Genomic DNA, 16,280 nt, shown 5'->3' with positions numbered 1-16,280 from the left:
TTTTTCTCACTTGCTTAAAAGTAGCCGGACTGTTAGTTTTTTCTTATCCTTTTTGGTCTGTCCATTGTCTTTGACAATTTTTAGACGACCAATCTTTCTCACACTGATCAAATCTCCAACTGCAACCTGGTAATCAGATTTTTCAACCAGATGATAATTTACCTGAACAGATTTTTTCTCTATCAGTTGACTAGTTTGATTTCTAGATAATTTCAAGACACTTGATAAGAGGGCATCCAATCGAAAACTCGAAACTAAAATTTCTCGTTCTCTATAATCAATTTTAGACAAAATCCTATCGGTAAAAGGACGTTCCTCCAGCGATACAGGAAGTCTGCCAATCTTTCTTATTCCATCCTGAAAAAGAGGAATGAAAGCACGATTGACAAAAATCTGTGCTCTCTTTTCATCTACCAAGATATCACCAAATAATTTACGGTCAATTCCTAGTTGGTTGATAATTGTTCCCAATATTTTTCCATGACTCAGTTGTTCAAACTTACTCGGATAGCAAATTTCCAACAAGGCCATTTCAAAGTCTGATATCTCCGGTTCAAAGTAATCGGGATAGAGAAGAACACGAACCGACTCTGTCGGAAGAACATCACCACTACTTTGGCAACCCAGTCCATATGTCCCAGCTAGCACCCTCAAAATCTGTTCCTGATGGGGATTGATAAAAGGAGTAAGTACCGGCGCATATGTATCTTCTACCCGCTTGAACCACTCTAAACCCTTATCAATAAAGGGAATATCATCTTGGGAAAAATGCTGATAAATGGCTCGATTTGCTGTCATAGTAATAAGACCAGTCGTGTTAAGAGATTTCCAACAAACTGAATCAGAATCAGCGCTACCCAAACCGTAAAGTCAAGACCAGCAAATTGTAGATTGAGTTTACGAAGTGGCTCAATAACTGGGCGAGCAAGTCTGATAACTAAGCGACCTAGTTGGCTTTCATAGGCATTTGGAAACCATGAAAGAAGAGCAAATGCAACGAGAATGATGGAATAAATGCTAACCGCATTTTGGATTAAACGAATTAAGAAAATCATTATCTTGCTCTATTTCGTTTAATATCAAAACCAAACTCAGCGCTTTGTGATTCATCTGGAAGTTTGATATCTTCAATATTCACGATAACGTTGACAGGAGTCAATAGATACATCGTACTCGCAACTTTTTTCATATTTCCAGCCAAGACATGACGGGCTCCGTCCAAGTAATCAAGGCAACGACGGGCTTGTACTTCTGTCATGTATTGGAAATCAATCAAAATACTTTCATTTCCAGCCAACAAATCTACAATTTCAGTTGCATCTTCATATTTTCTTGGATAGCGAACGTCAATTGTCACTTTCTCATCTGAACGATGGCTTTGCATTGCCAATTCTTGCTGTCGCGCATGAAGACGGGTAATATTTGCATCTTTTGCTGATCCTGACTGAGCAGGTGCTGGTAATTCTTTAGAAGATGAGATGGCTGGGCTAACTGTTTCCTCTTGTTGAGTCTGGTAGTTAGTCGTTTCTTCTCCGTCTTCTGTAAAATAATCTATAAATTTATCGAATCTATCTTTTAAAGACATAGCTCTCTCCTATTTAAAAAATGCTGTACCGATTCGAACAAAGGTTGAGCCGAACTGAATCGCTTCTTTAAAATCACGACTCATTCCCATGCTTAGCTCTGTCATCGGCATATTAGGGATTTGTTTTTCTCTAATTTCTGCTTGCAGAGCCTGCGTATCCTTGAAAATTTCTTTCAATTCATCACTGTCTGCCTCAAAAGGAGCCATGGTCATTAAACCAACATACTCAATCTGATCTAACTTAGCCAATTCTGGCAAAAGTTCTAGCAATTCTTCTTTTGAAAACCCATGCTTGCTTTCTTCCCCAGAAATATTGACCTGCAAGAAACACTTGATAACATGATCTGTTCTCTTTTGAATTTCCTGGGCTAACTTTAAGGAGTCTAAAGCATGAAAGTAATCCACATATGGGATTACTTCTTTCACTTTCCGTCTCTGTAGTGTTCCTATTAAATGCCAAGTAACTGGGTAATCTTTCAAGGCCTGATATTTTTCTAAAAATTTATCGACTCGATTTTCACCTATATGACGGACACCAAGCGGAAGCAAGGCTTCCGCTGTTTGTACATCTACATACTTTGTCACTGCGATTACTGAAACAGCATCTAGAGCACGGTTGGCTTCTTGACTAGCATCAGCTATTTGCTGAAAAACTAATTCAGTATTTTTTTTCAAATTCATTGATTAACGATTTTTGAAGAATGGAGGTGTATCCAATTCATCTTCATCTTGTGAAACTGGTGTTTCGAAGCGTTCTACTGGTGAAACAACTGGATCTGTTTGGCGAACAATAGACTCACGACGCAAATCCCAGTCTCCAAAAGCAGAGGCTTGGTTTGTTTCAAAACGACGTGGGCTTGATTTAGGCAATTCTGCTGTCTCTTCCAAGTCGAATTGACGGTCAAATGTGTGTGCTTGTGGCGCTTTAGTTGATGGACGTCCAACTGGTTGGTTGTTACGAGCTCCAACTACTTTTTCCACTCGTTCTTGACGAACACCTGTCGCTACAACTGTAACACGGATTTCATCCTTCATGCTTTCATCAATTGATGTTCCAAGCCAGATGTTTACACCTTGGCCAGCTGCTTGGTTGACGATTTCTGAAGCTTCTTCTGCTTCAATCAAGGTCAAATCAAGACCACCAGTAACATTGACGATGACATCCTCTGCACCATCGATTGTTGTTTCAAGAAGTGGAGAGTAAATTGCTTTACGAGCCGCTTCAACAACGCGTTCTTCACCACTACCGATACCGATACCCATAAGGGCATTCCCTTTGTTGGCCATTACAGTTTTCACGTCAGCAAAGTCAAGGTTAATCAATCCTGGGTTCGTGATCAAGTCAGTAATCCCTTGAACACCTTGGCGAAGAACGTTATCTGCTTCGCTAAGAGCTTCAAGAAGTGGCGTTTTCTTATCAACAATTTCAAGCAAGTTGTTGTTAGAGATAATCAACAAAGTATCAACATGCTCGCGAAGTTCGTTGATTCCTTCTACAGCGTACTGGCCACGTTTGCTTCCTTCAAATCCGAAAGGACGTGTCACGACACCAACTGTAAGAGCACCAAGATCTTTAGCGATACGTGCAATGACAGGGGCTGCACCTGTACCAGATCCACCACCCATACCAGCAGTGATAAAGACCATGTCTGCTCCAGTGATAGCTTCCGTCAAAGCTTCTTCACTTTCTTCTGCAGCTTTACGTCCAACTTCCGGACGCCCTCCAGCACCCAAACCACGAGTCAATTTTGGACCAAGTTGGATAACTGTTTCTGCTTTCGTACTGCTAAGGGCTTGTACATCAGTGTTGGCTGCGATAAATTCTACACCAGCAACACCTTCGTCAACCATGCGGTTGATGGCGTTACCACCACCACCACCGACACCAATTACCTTAATAACTGCGCCTTGAGCTGCTGCTGTATCAAATGAAAATGTCATAATTTCTTATCCTCTTTTATTCATCAAACATGCTTCCGATCAAACCACGGAAACGTTCTGTTAGCTTCGGTTTACTTTGAGAACTTGCTTGGAATTCTTCCTTGGGAGCAACTGGAGCTTCCTGCACAGTTTCAGCTGGAGCTGTTTGTGCTGGACTTGGTTGCGCTACTGGATTCAAACGTTGATTTGGAATGCCAAAGTTAATTGGTTTTTGACGAAGGAATTCATCTCCTTTAACTGCTTTTTGTGCAAGAAGATTGACTTCTGTCAATTTACCAGCAAACTCAGACAAGCTAATCACGTGCGCAAATGCAGGGTTGCGAATTCCAACTTGATTTGGTACATAAAGTTTTACGCGAACACCAAATACTTCTTGGGCTAATTCAACAATTCCTGGCAAAATTGCATTTCCACCGATAAGGACGATACCTCCAGGTAAATCTAACAAGTGTCTTCTTTCCAACTCTTGTTTGATTTGGTCAAAGATATGTTTGATGCGTGCTGAGATAATTTCTGCCAAATAGCTTTCTGTTACTTCAACAGGTTCTACTTCACCAATTACTTCAACTTGGAAAGTTTCGTTACTTGCAAGTGGAACGTAAGCTTCACCATAGTTCAGTTTCAAACTTTCTGCAATTTTTTGAGAAGTTTTCAAGACTTTAGAAATGTCTTTAGTAACGTAATCTCCACCTTCTTGGTAGATGTTAGTGAACTGCAATTCTTGGTTGCGGATAGTCGCCACAGTAGTCTGACCTCCACCCATATCAATAACAGTTGCACCAAATTCGCGTTCGCCTTCATTGAGAACGGAGTTCACAATTGCCAAAGGTGAAATAATCACGTTATCAACATGAATACCTACACGCTCAACCGTCTTGCGAAGATTGTGTAGAATCGTACGAGGACCTGTGTAAAGCAGACCACGCATTTCCAAGCGGACACCCATCATACCACGAGGGTCACGGATGCCTTGGAATCCATCCACGATGAATTCTTCTGGAATAAAGGTAATCACTTCACGGTCAGGAGTCATGCTCTTTGTCAAAGCTGATTTGACAACATTTTCAACATCTTGATCTGTGATTTCTTTGGTATCTGAAGTTACAGGAATCATTCCTTGTGTTGGTTCAACCTGCAAGAGGTTTGCTGGAAGGCCAACGTTAACAGACTTAATAGAAATACCCGCTTTCTCTTCTGCCTGTGTGATTGCAGATTTAATTGCTGAAGCAGCTGCTTCAATATCAACAATAATTCCGTCTTTGACACCTTTACTTTTGGCATTACTAACACCAATTACATTTACTTCGCCATCTCTATGCTCAGCTACTAGCACTTTAATCGAACTAGTTCCGATATCTAAGCCTGTAAAAAAACCATCTCTAGTCATTACATCGCATCCTCTCTGTCTTCCAAGTTTCTCACTTCTATTTAATAACTATGTTTGGGCATAGCTATTCAAAGAATATTATAACACAAAAAATCCAATCGTGCTTAGTTTTTGATAAAATTCCTGCATGTTTTTTGAGAAAATTCTAGAAAAATTCTTCTTCTAAGAGATTTCTTGAAGTTAACGTTCACAATTTCCTTTTTGTTTCTTAAAAACCAAAAAAAGAGAAGATCATTTTAGATCTTCTCTTGAATAAATTCTTCCGATTTTTGTTGTAAAAAATTTTCTACTAATTTCCCTGTTAAGCGAATTGCTATCACGATAACAGTCGAAACAATGAGATAATTTAAGGGCTGGCCGAAGCTTCCAACAAGTGGTGGTTTGTTTAAAAATCCATAATCTCCACCTACAACTAAGTTGACAACCCATATCAAGCCATTTAAGGCGAAGGTAATCACCACCACATTCTTCAAATCGAGAAGAGAAGGTTGATAGTTTCTAAACAAGTATAGGAGCGCATTTCCTAAAAGGGCAACATGTCCGATAATGAAGGACAAAATGGTCACGTGTGGAAATGGGTAGGGATCAAAGAGTGGGTAAGCCAGTGCTGCTGTTGCTCCAAAAGTTCCTAAAAGGGCAAAGTACTGTTTGTACTTGGATGTCCCTGGAATTAAGAGCATCACAAACATGGCGATACGGCAATGATAGAAGGGCAAACTTTCTGACAGAGGCATGAGATTCCCCCAATACCAGCTATACAGAACAATCAGTTGAACAGACTGAAGAATCTGAATAAAACGCTGGTAAGCAACTTTGTCGCGAAAACGATAAGAAGCATAAAAAGTAAGAGCCAATAAACATAACAAACCAATGTACCAGTGAAGTTCAAACTGGGGCGGTTCTGATATCTGTGTGGTAAATAATTTATCCCACAAATTCATATTCTATTCCTCGTTCATCTAGCTAGAGGCAGTAAAAAAAATTCACTCCCCCCAGCTTTTAAATTTTTTGAAAAAACTTGATTCTATGCCATGCATAGAATACTTGAGTCTTAAATTCGCAACCTATTATATCATTTGTATTGCAGAAATGCACCTTGTAGATACCCTTTTTTGATTTGTCGACTTCTCTAGCATAAACTAATCGATATATTGGTCTCTTTGTCCTTTATAAACTTGCCAAATAATCTCCATTTGCTCCTTGGTGATGCGTTTTTCAGATAAGACTGGCAATTGGTCAATGGCAAAAAATTGAAGCTCAGCAATTTCTTGATTCTCTTGAAATTGTCCATCAAGAAGCTTACATTCAAAGACAAACTTTGCATATTGTTTGCTCTGTAGTTGGAAACGATTGGTATCAAAAACTGCAAGTAACCTTTCAGCTTTTGCTGTAAAACCGGTTTCTTCTTCAATTTCTTTAAGAATATTTTCGGTTGGAGAGTAGCCGACTTCACCAAAACCACCTGGCAAAGCCCAACTATCCTCTCCTTTTCCTCTAACTAAACAGACTTTTTCATCCTCAACAATCCAAGCACGGACGTCCATCAGAGGAGTTGTATAAGCGGACGTTGGTTTCAAGACTTCTGCCACTTCTTCTGCATCGAGGTCTGATACCTGATTCAACATTTCAGATAACAGGATTCGCAAGTCCTCGTAGCGCTCACGGTCGAAAGGATCTTTTGTAAAGGTTAATCCAGTATCCGTAATGGCTAACATTCTTTGCAGATACTTGGCAAAATCACTTGCATTCATTTTCTAAACTTTCTACCAACTTGGCTAGATTCATGGAGTTAGAGCCTTTAAGCAAAATTTGGTCATTGGCACCGAGGCTTTCCTTGACTTGCTTGACAAGGTCTTCAAATTGGTCCTCGTCAGCTGTTTTCTTGAAGTAGAAAACGTGACCGATTGGGAACATTTGACTAGCAAGTTGGCTTAATTCGGCAATGTCTTCTCCATAGAAAATAACGGTATCCAGCACATCTGGCGATAGGCTCAAAATCATCTGATTATGGAGTTGGACAGACTGGTCGCCGAGTTCCTTCATGTCTGCCAAGACAGCGATTTTCTTGCCTCCTTCGTTGGCTGAGATAGCAGAAAACGTCTCCAAAATCAACTTCATAGCAGTTGGATTGGCATTGTATACGTCAGACAGAATATCTGCTCCATTGGCTGCTTTCTTCCACTCAGTACGATTGCGGGTCAATTCTAGGTTCTGAAAGGCCTGACGAATTTGCTCCTCTGAAACTCCTTCTTGTAGAGCCACATAAGCAGCAATCATAGCATTGGTGGCATTGTACTTACCTGTCACTGGCAAATCGAGGGCTTGTTCCAAAAAATTAGCCTTAAAGGTCAGACTATCCTTGCGCTCAATCAAGTCTGTGACTTCTAACTCAGCTCCTTGCCCAAAACGGATTACTTTTTTATCTGTAGGCAAGTAGTCCTCTACAATCGGGTCAGCTGGTGCCAAAAGCAAAGAACCTGGTGCCATACCATCAGCAATTTGCATTTTTCCTTTAGCAATCTCTGAACGGTCTTTGAAAAAGGCTAAATGAGCCTCTCCAACCAAGGTCACAATGGCTGTTTTTGGATGGGCCAATTCTGACAAGAGATGGATATCTCCCAAGTGATCCTGCCCCATCTCCAAGACCAACTTTTCTGTTCCTTCAGGCATGTGGAGAACTGTGTAAGGAAGGCCAATCTCGTTATTGTAATTGCCCTGAGTTTTGTAGGTCTTGTAGGTTGTTGACAGTAGATGCGCCAACATATCCTTAGTGGTTGTCTTGCCATTTGAACCCGTAACCGCAAAGACATCAACAGCTGTTTTTTCAAGATAGTAGGCTGCGAGGGTTTGAAAGGCAGACAGCACGTCGTCTACTAGAATGTAGGGATGATTTGCAACCTCTTTCTCGGACAAGGTTACTACTGCACCATTTTCAAAAGCTGTTTCGATAAAGTCATGACCGTCACGCGCACCTTTAAGTGGCACAAACAAATCTCCCGTCCCAATCAAACGACTGTCAAACTCAGCCTTTTCTAACTGGGCATCCTCAAAGATACTGACATCATTTTTAGCTCCAACAGCTTGGACAACTTCATGGATTGTTAATTTCATTTCTACTCCTTTAAAAAGGGTTGAAGTCCAAGAACTCTAGTCACCATGCAGTGATAGTTCTGGCTTCTACCCTCTCTTTCATTTTTATAGCAAATGCGCTTCGCGCTTGTCAAAACTTTGCTTAGCAAGGTCAACCAAACGCTCGATTAGTTCTGGGTAGCTGATTCCCATATTGTCCCAAAGTAGTGGATACATAGACCACTGGGTAAAACCTGGCATGGTGTTAAGCTCGTTTAGGAAAATCTCGCCCTTATCTGTATAGAAGAAATCACAACGAGACAGACCGAGGCCACCGATCGCACGGAAGGCAGTTTCTGCATTATGACGCATGACAGCTACTACATCATCACTAATCTTGGCTGGGATGTCCATGGTAATCTTGTTATCGATATATTTGGCATCATAGTCATAAAAGGCAACATCCTTGACCACTTCACCAGGAAGCGTGCTCTTCACATCGTAGTTGCCCAAGAGACCAACCTCGATTTCACGAGCATTCACCCCTTGCTCTACTAAGACACGGCTGTCATATTGAAAGGCAAGCTCCAAAGCTTGGCGTAGTTCCTCATGGTTTTCAGACTTAGAAATACCGACACTTGAACCCATGTTTGACGGCTTCGTGAAGACTGGGTAAGTCAATTTTTCTTCAACTTCAGCGATTTTAGCAGTCACATCGTCTCCTTCGACGATAGCCACATAAGGTACTTGGGCAATCCCTGCAGACTCCAAGACACGCTTGGTCGTGATTTTATCCATGGCAAGGCTGGATGACAAGATGTTACAACCAACGTAAGGCATTTTCAAAACTTCTAAGAATCCTTGAACAGAGCCATCCTCTCCCATTGGGCCATGAAGAACTGGAAAGACCACTGCACCTTCTTCATAGATGGAACTTGGCGCTATTTTCTTGTTCCAGTCAATAGTTGCATTGGTCATGAGACGATCCTCTTGACCTGGGGTCTGGCTAAATTCTTGCGTTTTGATAAAGTCACCTGACTGGCTAATGAAGAAAGTCTTGACTGTGAAACGGTCGTAGTTGACCGCACGCATCACACTTTCAGCTGAAAGGACAGAGACTTCACGCTCTGCACTCCGTCCACCGTATAAAAGAATAATCGTTTGTTTCATATTGCTTGTCCTAATTCTAATAGAATACTCGTTCTTTAGTATATCATATTTGCTTCTTTTTTGAAACTTGTATCTAAAAAAGCCCTCATTTAAGAGCTGAAATGTTACCTATCCACCACTTGAGCTTCAAAGTAAGCTGGTTTGTCGTCTACATTGGTGATAGTGATCGTGTAGGACTCGTTATTAGTCACATTAAAAACTTTTTCCCCTTTGTAACTGACAACAATTCCATTCTTTACCAAATGAATATCTGTTTGATTGTTTGGAAGCTCTTTATCATCATACCTTTTTGGAGCTCTATCTATTCTGCAAAATTTCGTTCTCTTTCCTTTTTCTACGCTGACCCGACCACCTGATACACTGCAACAATACTATCATACGAAGAATCAAATAGACCAAACGAAGGATTTTCATCTTTCCAAGAGCTGATAAGAAGGTTTTCCTTGCATTCCCCACTTCTTGAACTAACTGTTCAACCGTTTTACCTGTTTCCTCTTTAATAGCAACTGCATTCTTTGAAATCAAATAATAATTTTGTTCTAATCTGCTGATATAGGCTTTGGAAATTGGCTCGTCTAAGAAAAAATATACTCTATCAGCATACTCATCCTGAGACAGCGTATAGTAAACTTCAGCTTCACTCTCCCATTTTTTAGGAAAACTAGTTATTCTTATATTTCCATAGTCTAAATGCATCATTCCAACTAAAACGTCATTAGTCCATTCTTCCGCATAATGGTATAATTTCATTTTCTTATCTACCATTGGCCAAACTATAACATACCGACTATGCATGAATTCCTTAGTTAATGCCGAGTTACTTGCCAAGCTGGTCGCACCAATCTCATATACTGACCAAATAAGAACTATGAGCATTAGGACAGCTTGAGTTGGTTTGTTTTTATAATAGTTTCTTATTCTTTTTAACATTTTACTCTCCAACTGCGGGATTAGGTTTATCTAAATCTTTTTTGACATTTTGACTAGTATTCGCCACTAGAGCCTCTCTTGCATATTCGAAAGAAACAAGCTGATTGTTACTTTCAAAGCAAATAAGTCTCCTTTACCAAACAATTACAACAACTGAGGCCTAGTTTACGGTTCCTAAATCTACCGATCCACCACTTGAGCTTCAAAGTAAGCTGGCTTGTTGTCTACATTGGTGATGGTGATAGTATAGGGAGTTTCTTTCGTCACACCAAAAGAAAGCAGACCAAAGCTATCGAATAAAATAAAATATTCTTAAGAACTCTGTCATAGCACCCCACCTGTATAACACTATTGCCTCGCCGTTTCGTTTGTTATTCTGTTCTCCATATATCCTTAACTGTCACTTCTCCCCAATTATCTGGGCTAAAACGACTAGAGTAGATAGTGGTCCAGTCTTTAAGGACTTTATTACGGAGTACATTGTCTGCTTCCTTGCGAATCTCATCAACAGTCTTACCGCGTTTGGCAAGAAAGTCCTCTACTTGAGACTACTGAAAATATCCTGTACTCTCATCATCATAGTACCACATAAACCGTTCTAATTGCCGATTGTTTACATCGTACAGGTAATCTACATTTATGGTTGTCTCTGTATCTGGCAGTCTCAAACGCATCTCTATCCCAACTTTCGTCATCTCCTGAAATCCAAATTAAAAATAATAACCTAGAGATTGAATAGTATTTGGTAAATCTACACTTTTATAATCAATAGAATGAATAGAAATTTCTTGAGAATCGTTGTCCACAAATTTTAAACTTTTTAACTTATAAAAAGCTCGTCCTTTCCAGAGAAATGTATAATTGTGATAATCACTTTCTTCGTAGTATATTTCATCAAAAATATTATGAACTCTCTGATATTTATAGTACTGAAAACCAGAGAAAGATAATAATAGAACTATTAGCAACGAAAAAATTACAAATTTTCTCTTCTTCATCTAATCACCTCATCTCTGTCAACTCTTGATTACCAGCTTCAATATTTCGAATGAAATTATCAGTACCTGGGTAATTTTTTTGTAGCTCATCTACGGTATCTTTTTCTAGTAAAATCCCTCAACACACCCCGTTGTTCATAAAGCATTGTGTTGAGCAAGAAGTTACTTTCTCTGGTAAACTATCCATACAAAGTCTGATACATCTTTTTCATGAAAGCCTCAAGCTCTTTTTGAACAATGTTTAATAGTCGCTCTTCTTCGGCTTGAGAGATGTTCACTCTCTCATTTTTATTTTTTTCGTTTGTTTGAAAATAGGCGCTAGAAACTATATCCAAGTTCTTATCCAATTCATATAGTACACTAGTTATTTTACCATCTATCTCTATTTCAAAATAAGCAGTAACCCCCCGTCCACGATACGATATTTTCAAATCGATGTCTCCTTTTATCTCGATGGAAGCAATTCCTCCATCCAAGCGAATAGCTCCATCGGGAGGAATGACATAGCCCGCTTTACGGATGTCAGGCGCATATTTCCCTGATGCCATCAAACGTTGTAAGACGGCTATATTGTCCCTCTCTTCAAAGGAGGTTTTTAATTGCATATGTTCTTGATGGTTTTGATACTGAAAATAAAGATTCAAGCCAGTAGCTAAGACAATTACAGAACCAATCACGATCAGTATTTTTTTAAGTCCTGACATTTTTTCACCCCCTCTGTCTAAGTTATCATAGAAGTCTTGTTCATACAGCATTGCGTTGAGCAAGAAGCTTCTTTCTCTGGTAAACTATCCATACAAGGTTTGATACATCTTTTTCATGAAGTCATCAATCTCGCTTTGAACACTTCTCAACAAGTAATCTTCTTCGGATTGTGAGACAGAAACAATCTCTCTTTTCCCGTTATCATTTTGCTGAGAATAACTAGAATCAATTAAATTCAGATTTTTATCTAAAATAAAAGCTACATGCGTTTGTTTTTCATTAACCTGTGTGATGAAAAATAACTGAAAATCCTTAGCATCCTCTTTTGGAGGGCTAATTTTCAAATGTAAATCTCCTTCTATTTCTAATGGATAAATAACTCCATCTAATCGAATAGCTCCGTCAGAAGGAATAGTATATCCTGCCTTGCGGATGTCAGACGCATATTTTTCTGATGCCGTCAAGCGATGAAGAACTTCAATTCTTTCATTTTTTTCAAAAGCTTCTTTTAAAGCACTAGATTGTTGGAAATGATTGTAAGTAAAATATAAAGGAATCGCTAATAGGAACAAGGACAATACAATCAACCACTTAAACTGTTTTACTTTATCTGACATTCGTCAACACTCTCTTTCAAATAGGTAGGATTATAAATTCTCACTCGTCTTCCTCCTCGTCCAACTCCACTTCTCCATGAATTTTTATGTATTCTTCATTTCTGCGATCATCTTCTTCCCAAACTGGGTCTCTCACATCATCCATAAATAGAATTTCTTCAAGACTCAGCTCATTAGCCTGTTCATAACTCATCGAAAGGATATCCTCATGTCGATTTTTAAATTCCTCCACACTTAACCAGCTCTCTTTATCATCTTCGCTAATCTGACCATCAATAGCAGTCGCAATTTCAATGGCCATAATATACATAGCTCGTTTATCAACAGTGAGAAGGTCAAGGTGCTTAGAAGCAATTCTTAAACATTCGCCTTTCTCACGAAAGTCCGACATGATAGCATCTTCGTAATCTAGATGTATATATTCACATTTATGGGATAAAAAATCATATTTTATCCCTTCCTTTATTTGGACACTCCTCCATCTAACATCATGAGTTTCCTTGTCTAATTCTAAGTGAATAGAAAGTTTATCGATTGGTAAATCTAGATACCCAGCATACGATAAATCTGGCTCTATTCCATCTTTTTCCTCAAACCACATCCTTTTCGCTAGTTCCATGTAATCAAATGGAATTTCTTTGGTGTAATCACCTTTAAGATATAGTCTCACTCCTCTTCCTCATCATCATAAACACGTTCGCCATGGATAGCTATGTATTCTTCACGCTTCCTATCCAATTCTTCCCAGATGGGTTCGTCAATAGCGTCAATCGTCTGAATTTCTTCCAAACTCATCTCATTTGCTTCATCAAAAGTTAGAGATAAGATATCTTGGTGCTTTTCCTTGAATTCCTCGACTGTTAGCCATGTTTTCTTATCATCTTCACTGATTCGTCCATCAATAGCAATCGCAATTTCAAGCGCCATAATATACATAGCACGTTTATCAACTGTTAAGACATCCAAATAATTAGAAGCGATTCTTAGATACTTTCCCTTTTCTCTACCATCGCTTTCATAACTTCCTTCATAATCTAAATCAATATTTTCATATTTTTGGGAATTGATTGCACTGCCACCTTTAACCTTGACCTCTTTCCAACGAGAGCCACTTGCTCCCCACTTATCTAAACGTAAAGATAGATAGAAGTCATTTTGTAGCATCTCATCATCCCCGACATTTGAAAAACTTATTTTTTGACCATTTCTTTCTTTAAACCACATTTTCCATGCGAGTTCTCTGTAGCCAAATGTCACTTTTCTAGTATAATCGCCTTTTAAATATAATTTCAATCGTCTTCCTCATCGTCATAAACACGTTCGCCATGGATAGCAATGTATTCTTCTCGAAGGCGTTCCTCCTCTCCCCATAGAGGATCTCTTACCGGTACCATTGTCTTTAATTCTTCCAAACTGATTTCAACAGCTTCATCATAAGTCAGTGAAAGAACATCCTTGTGATATTCCTTAAATTCTTCTACACTTAGCCAACTTTGCTTACCGTCTTCGCTAATCTGACCATCAATGGCAGATGCTACTTCAATAGCCATAACGTATAAAGCGCGCTTGTCAACCATTAAAATATCTACATGAGTTGAGGCAATTCGAAGAAACTCCCCTTTTTCGCGGTCGTCGGAAATAAAGGCATGTTCAAATTCAAGTTCAATATCTTCATATTGCAAGGACAACCAAGGATTGCTCGGAATTATAAAAGGAGCCTTATCCCATCTTTCATCAACTGAAGCCCATTTGCGCAACTCTGCTCCGAAATAAAAATCATCTTGCAGCATCTCATCATCACCAACGTTGGAGTAACTTATTTTCTTGCCATTCCGTTCTTTAAACCACATCTTCCAAACTAGTTCTCTAGTAGTAAATGTTATTTTTTTAGCATAATCACCTTTGATGTATAGTCGCATATTGTCCACCTAGTTCCCGTAATAAATTCGATAACCCTTAAAAATCCTATTAATTATCTCTTCCTTTGTACTTGTATCAAGTTTCCTTAGTTGGCGATTAGTATTTACCCAATCTTCTATAGATTTTCTTCCGGAAATTGAGTTTACTTCAATATATTCATCAAGCGAATACCCTGACTTCCCACTTCCAGATTGAACCTGGAATACTCCTTCACCATTCGAACCACTCGTTGGCTCCCAGTCTACACGAAGCTTCACTTTTCGATTTCCTACTCGAGCTTCAATTAGTTTACCACCCTTACCAGAAATGGTCTTACTCGTCGGTTTATTAGCCTTCCAGCTATCGTAGTTGCTAGAATAATCAACCTGAATTTCGCCATTTTGTAAGGCTGTCTTTGTGATAGCTGATAAGCTAGTTACTGCTCCACTAGCTATCAGTACATTCCCATATTGTACCCCTGATACAGATGCTGCCGTACCAGCTACGATACTTGTCCCTGCTGTTGGTGGACCAGCCATGATACTCAAGACTTCAAGGGCACCACTCGCAAAGTAAACTCCCAATCCAGAGAATATTTGAGCTACTCCACTCCAAAATTCGACTGAATTTGCTTCAAAGTTTTGGGCTTTTAGTTCATCAAACTTTTTGTTAACCAAATGAGTATAGTCAGCATCGTATTTCCCGTTTTTTGAAACGACATAGCCTTGTTCCAAGGGGGAAATTTCAATGATATTCCCTGTTTCATCAATCTTAAGAGTGTGATTGTAGTCGTCAATTATTTTATCCCATTCGGACTTGTCGTGGCCTTTTAAGCGCTTCTTTAATTCGGCACGATAGTAGGTATCACCATCTTCCGATAGCATCATATCCCTAGAAGCTTTATGGATGGCACGAGTTTCAGAGTCTTGAAAATCTCTTTTGGCATGCGAAACAATCTTCACATCCTTCATCTTTTGCACCCAGCTCATGTCCACACCGTCCGCATAGTAGTTGCCATCGCTATCGACAATGACTTTACTTAGTTGCGTAGCTCCTTGAATCGCTAGGCCAAGGACTTCTAGACTATCGCTGAAATACTGGGAAACCTGTGAGACAAAGAATTCTAGTTTTTCAATCTTATCATCCAAATCCTGAATACCTGACTCGATTTGAGACTTAGTATTGTAGAGGATGGTCTTCTCAGAGAAGGCTTTCCCCCAATTCAGTGTAAAGAGATCTTTGATTTGATTTAGCCAGTTCTCCCTCGCTTGAATCTGAGCTTCTACGATAGCTAACTGCTCTTCCCTCAATTTTTTCAGTTCCTTGAGCTGGTCCAGGTCCAAATCACCATATCCTGAGACCTGAGCATCCGCATTTTTGTAGGAGGTCAACTCTAGTTGGATATCATCTATCGCTGCTTGTAACTTCTTGATGCTGGGGATGATAATCTCTGTAAAGAGACCCTTCCCAGCTGTGTAGGCTGCTCCTGTCAGCTCACCTGAGTCTAAAGAGGAGATTAAGTGGTCACATCCGCTGGATAAACGGTCCGTAACTTCATTTGCGACCTGGAGATTGTTAGTCATGGCTTGAATCAATTCTTGGGATTCTTGTGCACTGTATTTTACTCCCATGGTAGCCGGTTCCTTTCTGATATCAGTTCTTCTCTGGCTTCATCGAAAGACCGACGAGCCTTCTTCGTTTGTTTTCCCAATTCATCCAGTTCCTCATCTACATAGGAGTTGACCTGTCGCTGAATGGTTCTATTTTCACTTTCGATTTGCTCTATCACCTGACGAGAACTAGGCGAGAGAGCCAATAGAGTCGCCATACGATGGTGGATGCTCTGGATTTCTGAGTGAAAGTGAGTTAGCTGCTGTTCATATTGTCTTTTTAGAGTCTGAAGACTTTCTTCTTTATCGTCAATCTTGACAATTTCTCTCCAAAGTTTGTAGCGTTTTTCTTCGTTCTTATCTGCCATT

22 protein-coding genes are annotated in these 16,280 nt (G+C 39.6%); all 22 read right to left on the bottom strand.

What is annotated here, in order from left to right:
- Positions 1-6 precede the first annotated feature (6 nt).
- Entirely contained in the window at positions 7-798 is a 792-nt protein-coding gene (locus SOR_RS02840; protein WP_000126361.1) for a YlmH family RNA-binding protein, read from the bottom strand.
- Positions 795-1,055 carry a YggT family protein gene (locus SOR_RS02835; RefSeq protein ID WP_000576503.1) on the bottom strand — a complete coding sequence of 87 codons (261 nt, stop codon included), beginning with the start codon at positions 1,053-1,055 and terminating at the stop codon, positions 795-797. Before SOR_RS02835 ends, SOR_RS02840 begins: the two co-directional genes overlap by 4 nt.
- On the bottom strand, positions 1,055-1,585 hold the full coding sequence (locus SOR_RS02830; protein ID WP_000053366.1) for a cell division protein SepF: 531 nt from the start codon (positions 1,583-1,585) through the stop codon (positions 1,055-1,057). The genes SOR_RS02835 and SOR_RS02830 overlap by 1 nt, the downstream gene beginning before the upstream one ends.
- A 9-nt stretch (positions 1,586-1,594) precedes the next feature.
- Positions 1,595-2,266, bottom strand: coding sequence for a YggS family pyridoxal phosphate-dependent enzyme (locus SOR_RS02825; protein WP_001049616.1), 672 nt, complete (start codon positions 2,264-2,266; stop codon positions 1,595-1,597).
- 3 nt (positions 2,267-2,269) lie between these two features.
- Positions 2,270-3,526: a cell division protein FtsZ gene (gene ftsZ, locus SOR_RS02820; protein ID WP_000144261.1), complete on the bottom strand. Its 1,257-nt coding sequence runs from the start codon at positions 3,524-3,526 to the stop codon at positions 2,270-2,272.
- A 16-nt stretch (positions 3,527-3,542) separates the two neighbouring features.
- Positions 3,543-4,913, bottom strand: a complete 1,371-nt coding sequence (gene ftsA / locus SOR_RS02815) for a cell division protein FtsA (protein ID WP_000196346.1) — start codon at positions 4,911-4,913, stop codon at positions 3,543-3,545.
- 236 nt (positions 4,914-5,149) lie between these two features.
- Entirely contained in the window at positions 5,150-5,854 is a 705-nt protein-coding gene (locus SOR_RS02810; RefSeq protein WP_001055269.1) for a YwaF family protein, read from the bottom strand.
- Between the two features lie 198 nt (positions 5,855-6,052).
- Positions 6,053-6,664, bottom strand: coding sequence for an NUDIX hydrolase N-terminal domain-containing protein (locus SOR_RS02805; RefSeq protein WP_000994196.1), 612 nt, complete (start codon positions 6,662-6,664; stop codon positions 6,053-6,055).
- Positions 6,651-8,024 (bottom strand): UDP-N-acetylmuramoyl-tripeptide--D-alanyl-D-alanine ligase, encoded by a 1,374-nt coding sequence (locus SOR_RS02800; protein ID WP_000778763.1) that lies wholly within the window; start codon positions 8,022-8,024, stop codon positions 6,651-6,653. Before SOR_RS02800 ends, SOR_RS02805 begins: the two co-directional genes overlap by 14 nt.
- A gap of 84 nt (positions 8,025-8,108) precedes the next feature.
- The gene (locus SOR_RS02795) at positions 8,109-9,152 is read right to left on the bottom strand and encodes a D-alanine--D-alanine ligase (RefSeq protein WP_000814677.1); all 1,044 of its coding nucleotides are present in this window, start codon (positions 9,150-9,152) and stop codon (positions 8,109-8,111) included.
- A 104-nt stretch (positions 9,153-9,256) separates the two neighbouring features.
- Positions 9,257-9,394, bottom strand: a complete 138-nt coding sequence (locus SOR_RS10245) for a hypothetical protein (protein ID WP_013670182.1) — start codon at positions 9,392-9,394, stop codon at positions 9,257-9,259.
- Between the two features lie 55 nt (positions 9,395-9,449).
- Complete coding sequence (locus SOR_RS02790; RefSeq protein ID WP_000919639.1) at positions 9,450-10,082, bottom strand: hypothetical protein; 633 nt, start codon at positions 10,080-10,082, stop codon at positions 9,450-9,452.
- Positions 10,083-10,453: 371 nt separating this feature from the next.
- Positions 10,454-10,582, bottom strand: coding sequence for a TipC family immunity protein (locus tag SOR_RS10300; protein WP_232501618.1), 129 nt, complete (start codon positions 10,580-10,582; stop codon positions 10,454-10,456).
- Positions 10,583-10,630: 48 nt separating this feature from the next.
- A complete protein-coding gene (locus SOR_RS10295; protein WP_225893231.1) occupies positions 10,631-10,777 on the bottom strand; it encodes a hypothetical protein in 147 nt (48 codons plus the stop codon).
- 15 nt (positions 10,778-10,792) lie between these two features.
- A complete protein-coding gene (locus tag SOR_RS10290) occupies positions 10,793-11,080 on the bottom strand; it encodes a TipC family immunity protein (protein WP_000746268.1) in 288 nt (95 codons plus the stop codon).
- A 179-nt stretch (positions 11,081-11,259) separates the two neighbouring features.
- Positions 11,260-11,784: a hypothetical protein gene (locus tag SOR_RS02780; RefSeq protein WP_013670181.1), complete on the bottom strand. Its 525-nt coding sequence runs from the start codon at positions 11,782-11,784 to the stop codon at positions 11,260-11,262.
- An 84-nt stretch (positions 11,785-11,868) separates the two neighbouring features.
- Positions 11,869-12,402: a hypothetical protein gene (locus SOR_RS02775; protein WP_001281101.1), complete on the bottom strand. Its 534-nt coding sequence runs from the start codon at positions 12,400-12,402 to the stop codon at positions 11,869-11,871.
- Between the two features lie 40 nt (positions 12,403-12,442).
- Positions 12,443-13,072, bottom strand: coding sequence for a hypothetical protein (locus SOR_RS02770; protein WP_001242116.1), 630 nt, complete (start codon positions 13,070-13,072; stop codon positions 12,443-12,445).
- Complete coding sequence (locus SOR_RS02765; protein WP_000780965.1) at positions 13,069-13,695, bottom strand: hypothetical protein; 627 nt, start codon at positions 13,693-13,695, stop codon at positions 13,069-13,071. Before SOR_RS02765 ends, SOR_RS02770 begins: the two co-directional genes overlap by 4 nt.
- Positions 13,692-14,321 (bottom strand): hypothetical protein, encoded by a 630-nt coding sequence (locus tag SOR_RS02760; protein WP_001242075.1) that lies wholly within the window; start codon positions 14,319-14,321, stop codon positions 13,692-13,694. Before SOR_RS02760 ends, SOR_RS02765 begins: the two co-directional genes overlap by 4 nt.
- Positions 14,322-14,330: 9 nt before the next feature.
- Positions 14,331-15,932 carry an LXG domain-containing protein gene (locus SOR_RS02755; RefSeq protein ID WP_000538404.1) on the bottom strand — a complete coding sequence of 534 codons (1,602 nt, stop codon included), beginning with the start codon at positions 15,930-15,932 and terminating at the stop codon, positions 14,331-14,333.
- The gene (locus SOR_RS02750) at positions 15,923-16,279 is read right to left on the bottom strand and encodes a hypothetical protein (protein ID WP_000764042.1); all 357 of its coding nucleotides are present in this window, start codon (positions 16,277-16,279) and stop codon (positions 15,923-15,925) included. Before SOR_RS02750 ends, SOR_RS02755 begins: the two co-directional genes overlap by 10 nt.
- Between the last annotated feature and the right edge of the window lies 1 nt (position 16,280).

Origin of the sequence: Streptococcus oralis Uo5, from assembly GCF_000253155.1 — a bacterium.
Classification (GTDB): domain Bacteria; phylum Bacillota; class Bacilli; order Lactobacillales; family Streptococcaceae; genus Streptococcus; species Streptococcus oralis_L.
The sequence above is the reverse complement of the archived record's forward strand: the minus strand, read 5'-3'. Positions and strand labels throughout refer to the sequence as shown.

Excerpts from the sequence above, each read along its gene's own strand:
- SOR_RS02755 (WP_000538404.1), bottom strand. The coding sequence starts at position 15,932 with ATGGGAGTAAAATACAGTGCACAAGAATCCCAAGAATTGATTCAAGCC.
- SOR_RS02835 (WP_000576503.1), bottom strand. The coding sequence starts at position 1,055 with ATGATTTTCTTAATTCGTTTAATCCAAAATGCGGTTAGCATTTATTCC.
- SOR_RS02750 (WP_000764042.1), bottom strand. The coding sequence starts at position 16,279 with ATGGCAGATAAGAACGAAGAAAAACGCTACAAACTTTGGAGAGAAATT.
- SOR_RS02760 (WP_001242075.1), bottom strand. The coding sequence starts at position 14,321 with ATGCGACTATACATCAAAGGTGATTATGCTAAAAAAATAACATTTACT.
- SOR_RS02810 (WP_001055269.1), bottom strand. The coding sequence starts at position 5,854 with ATGAATTTGTGGGATAAATTATTTACCACACAGATATCAGAACCGCCC.
- ftsZ (WP_000144261.1), bottom strand. The coding sequence starts at position 3,526 with ATGACATTTTCATTTGATACAGCAGCAGCTCAAGGCGCAGTTATTAAG.
- SOR_RS10295 (WP_225893231.1), bottom strand. The coding sequence starts at position 10,777 with ATGACGAAAGTTGGGATAGAGATGCGTTTGAGACTGCCAGATACAGAG.
- SOR_RS02800 (WP_000778763.1), bottom strand. The coding sequence starts at position 8,024 with ATGAAATTAACAATCCATGAAGTTGTCCAAGCTGTTGGAGCTAAAAAT.
- SOR_RS02780 (WP_013670181.1), bottom strand. The coding sequence starts at position 11,784 with ATGTCAGGACTTAAAAAAATACTGATCGTGATTGGTTCTGTAATTGTC.
- SOR_RS02805 (WP_000994196.1), bottom strand. The coding sequence starts at position 6,664 with ATGAATGCAAGTGATTTTGCCAAGTATCTGCAAAGAATGTTAGCCATT.
- SOR_RS02790 (WP_000919639.1), bottom strand. The coding sequence starts at position 10,082 with ATGTTAAAAAGAATAAGAAACTATTATAAAAACAAACCAACTCAAGCT.
- SOR_RS02795 (WP_000814677.1), bottom strand. The coding sequence starts at position 9,152 with ATGAAACAAACGATTATTCTTTTATACGGTGGACGGAGTGCAGAGCGT.
- SOR_RS02825 (WP_001049616.1), bottom strand. The coding sequence starts at position 2,266 with ATGAATTTGAAAAAAAATACTGAATTAGTTTTTCAGCAAATAGCTGAT.
- SOR_RS02840 (WP_000126361.1), bottom strand. The coding sequence starts at position 798 with ATGACAGCAAATCGAGCCATTTATCAGCATTTTTCCCAAGATGATATT.
- SOR_RS10290 (WP_000746268.1), bottom strand. The coding sequence starts at position 11,080 with ATGAAGAAGAGAAAATTTGTAATTTTTTCGTTGCTAATAGTTCTATTA.
- ftsA (WP_000196346.1), bottom strand. The coding sequence starts at position 4,913 with ATGACTAGAGATGGTTTTTTTACAGGCTTAGATATCGGAACTAGTTCG.
- SOR_RS02775 (WP_001281101.1), bottom strand. The coding sequence starts at position 12,402 with ATGTCAGATAAAGTAAAACAGTTTAAGTGGTTGATTGTATTGTCCTTG.
- SOR_RS02830 (WP_000053366.1), bottom strand. The coding sequence starts at position 1,585 with ATGTCTTTAAAAGATAGATTCGATAAATTTATAGATTATTTTACAGAA.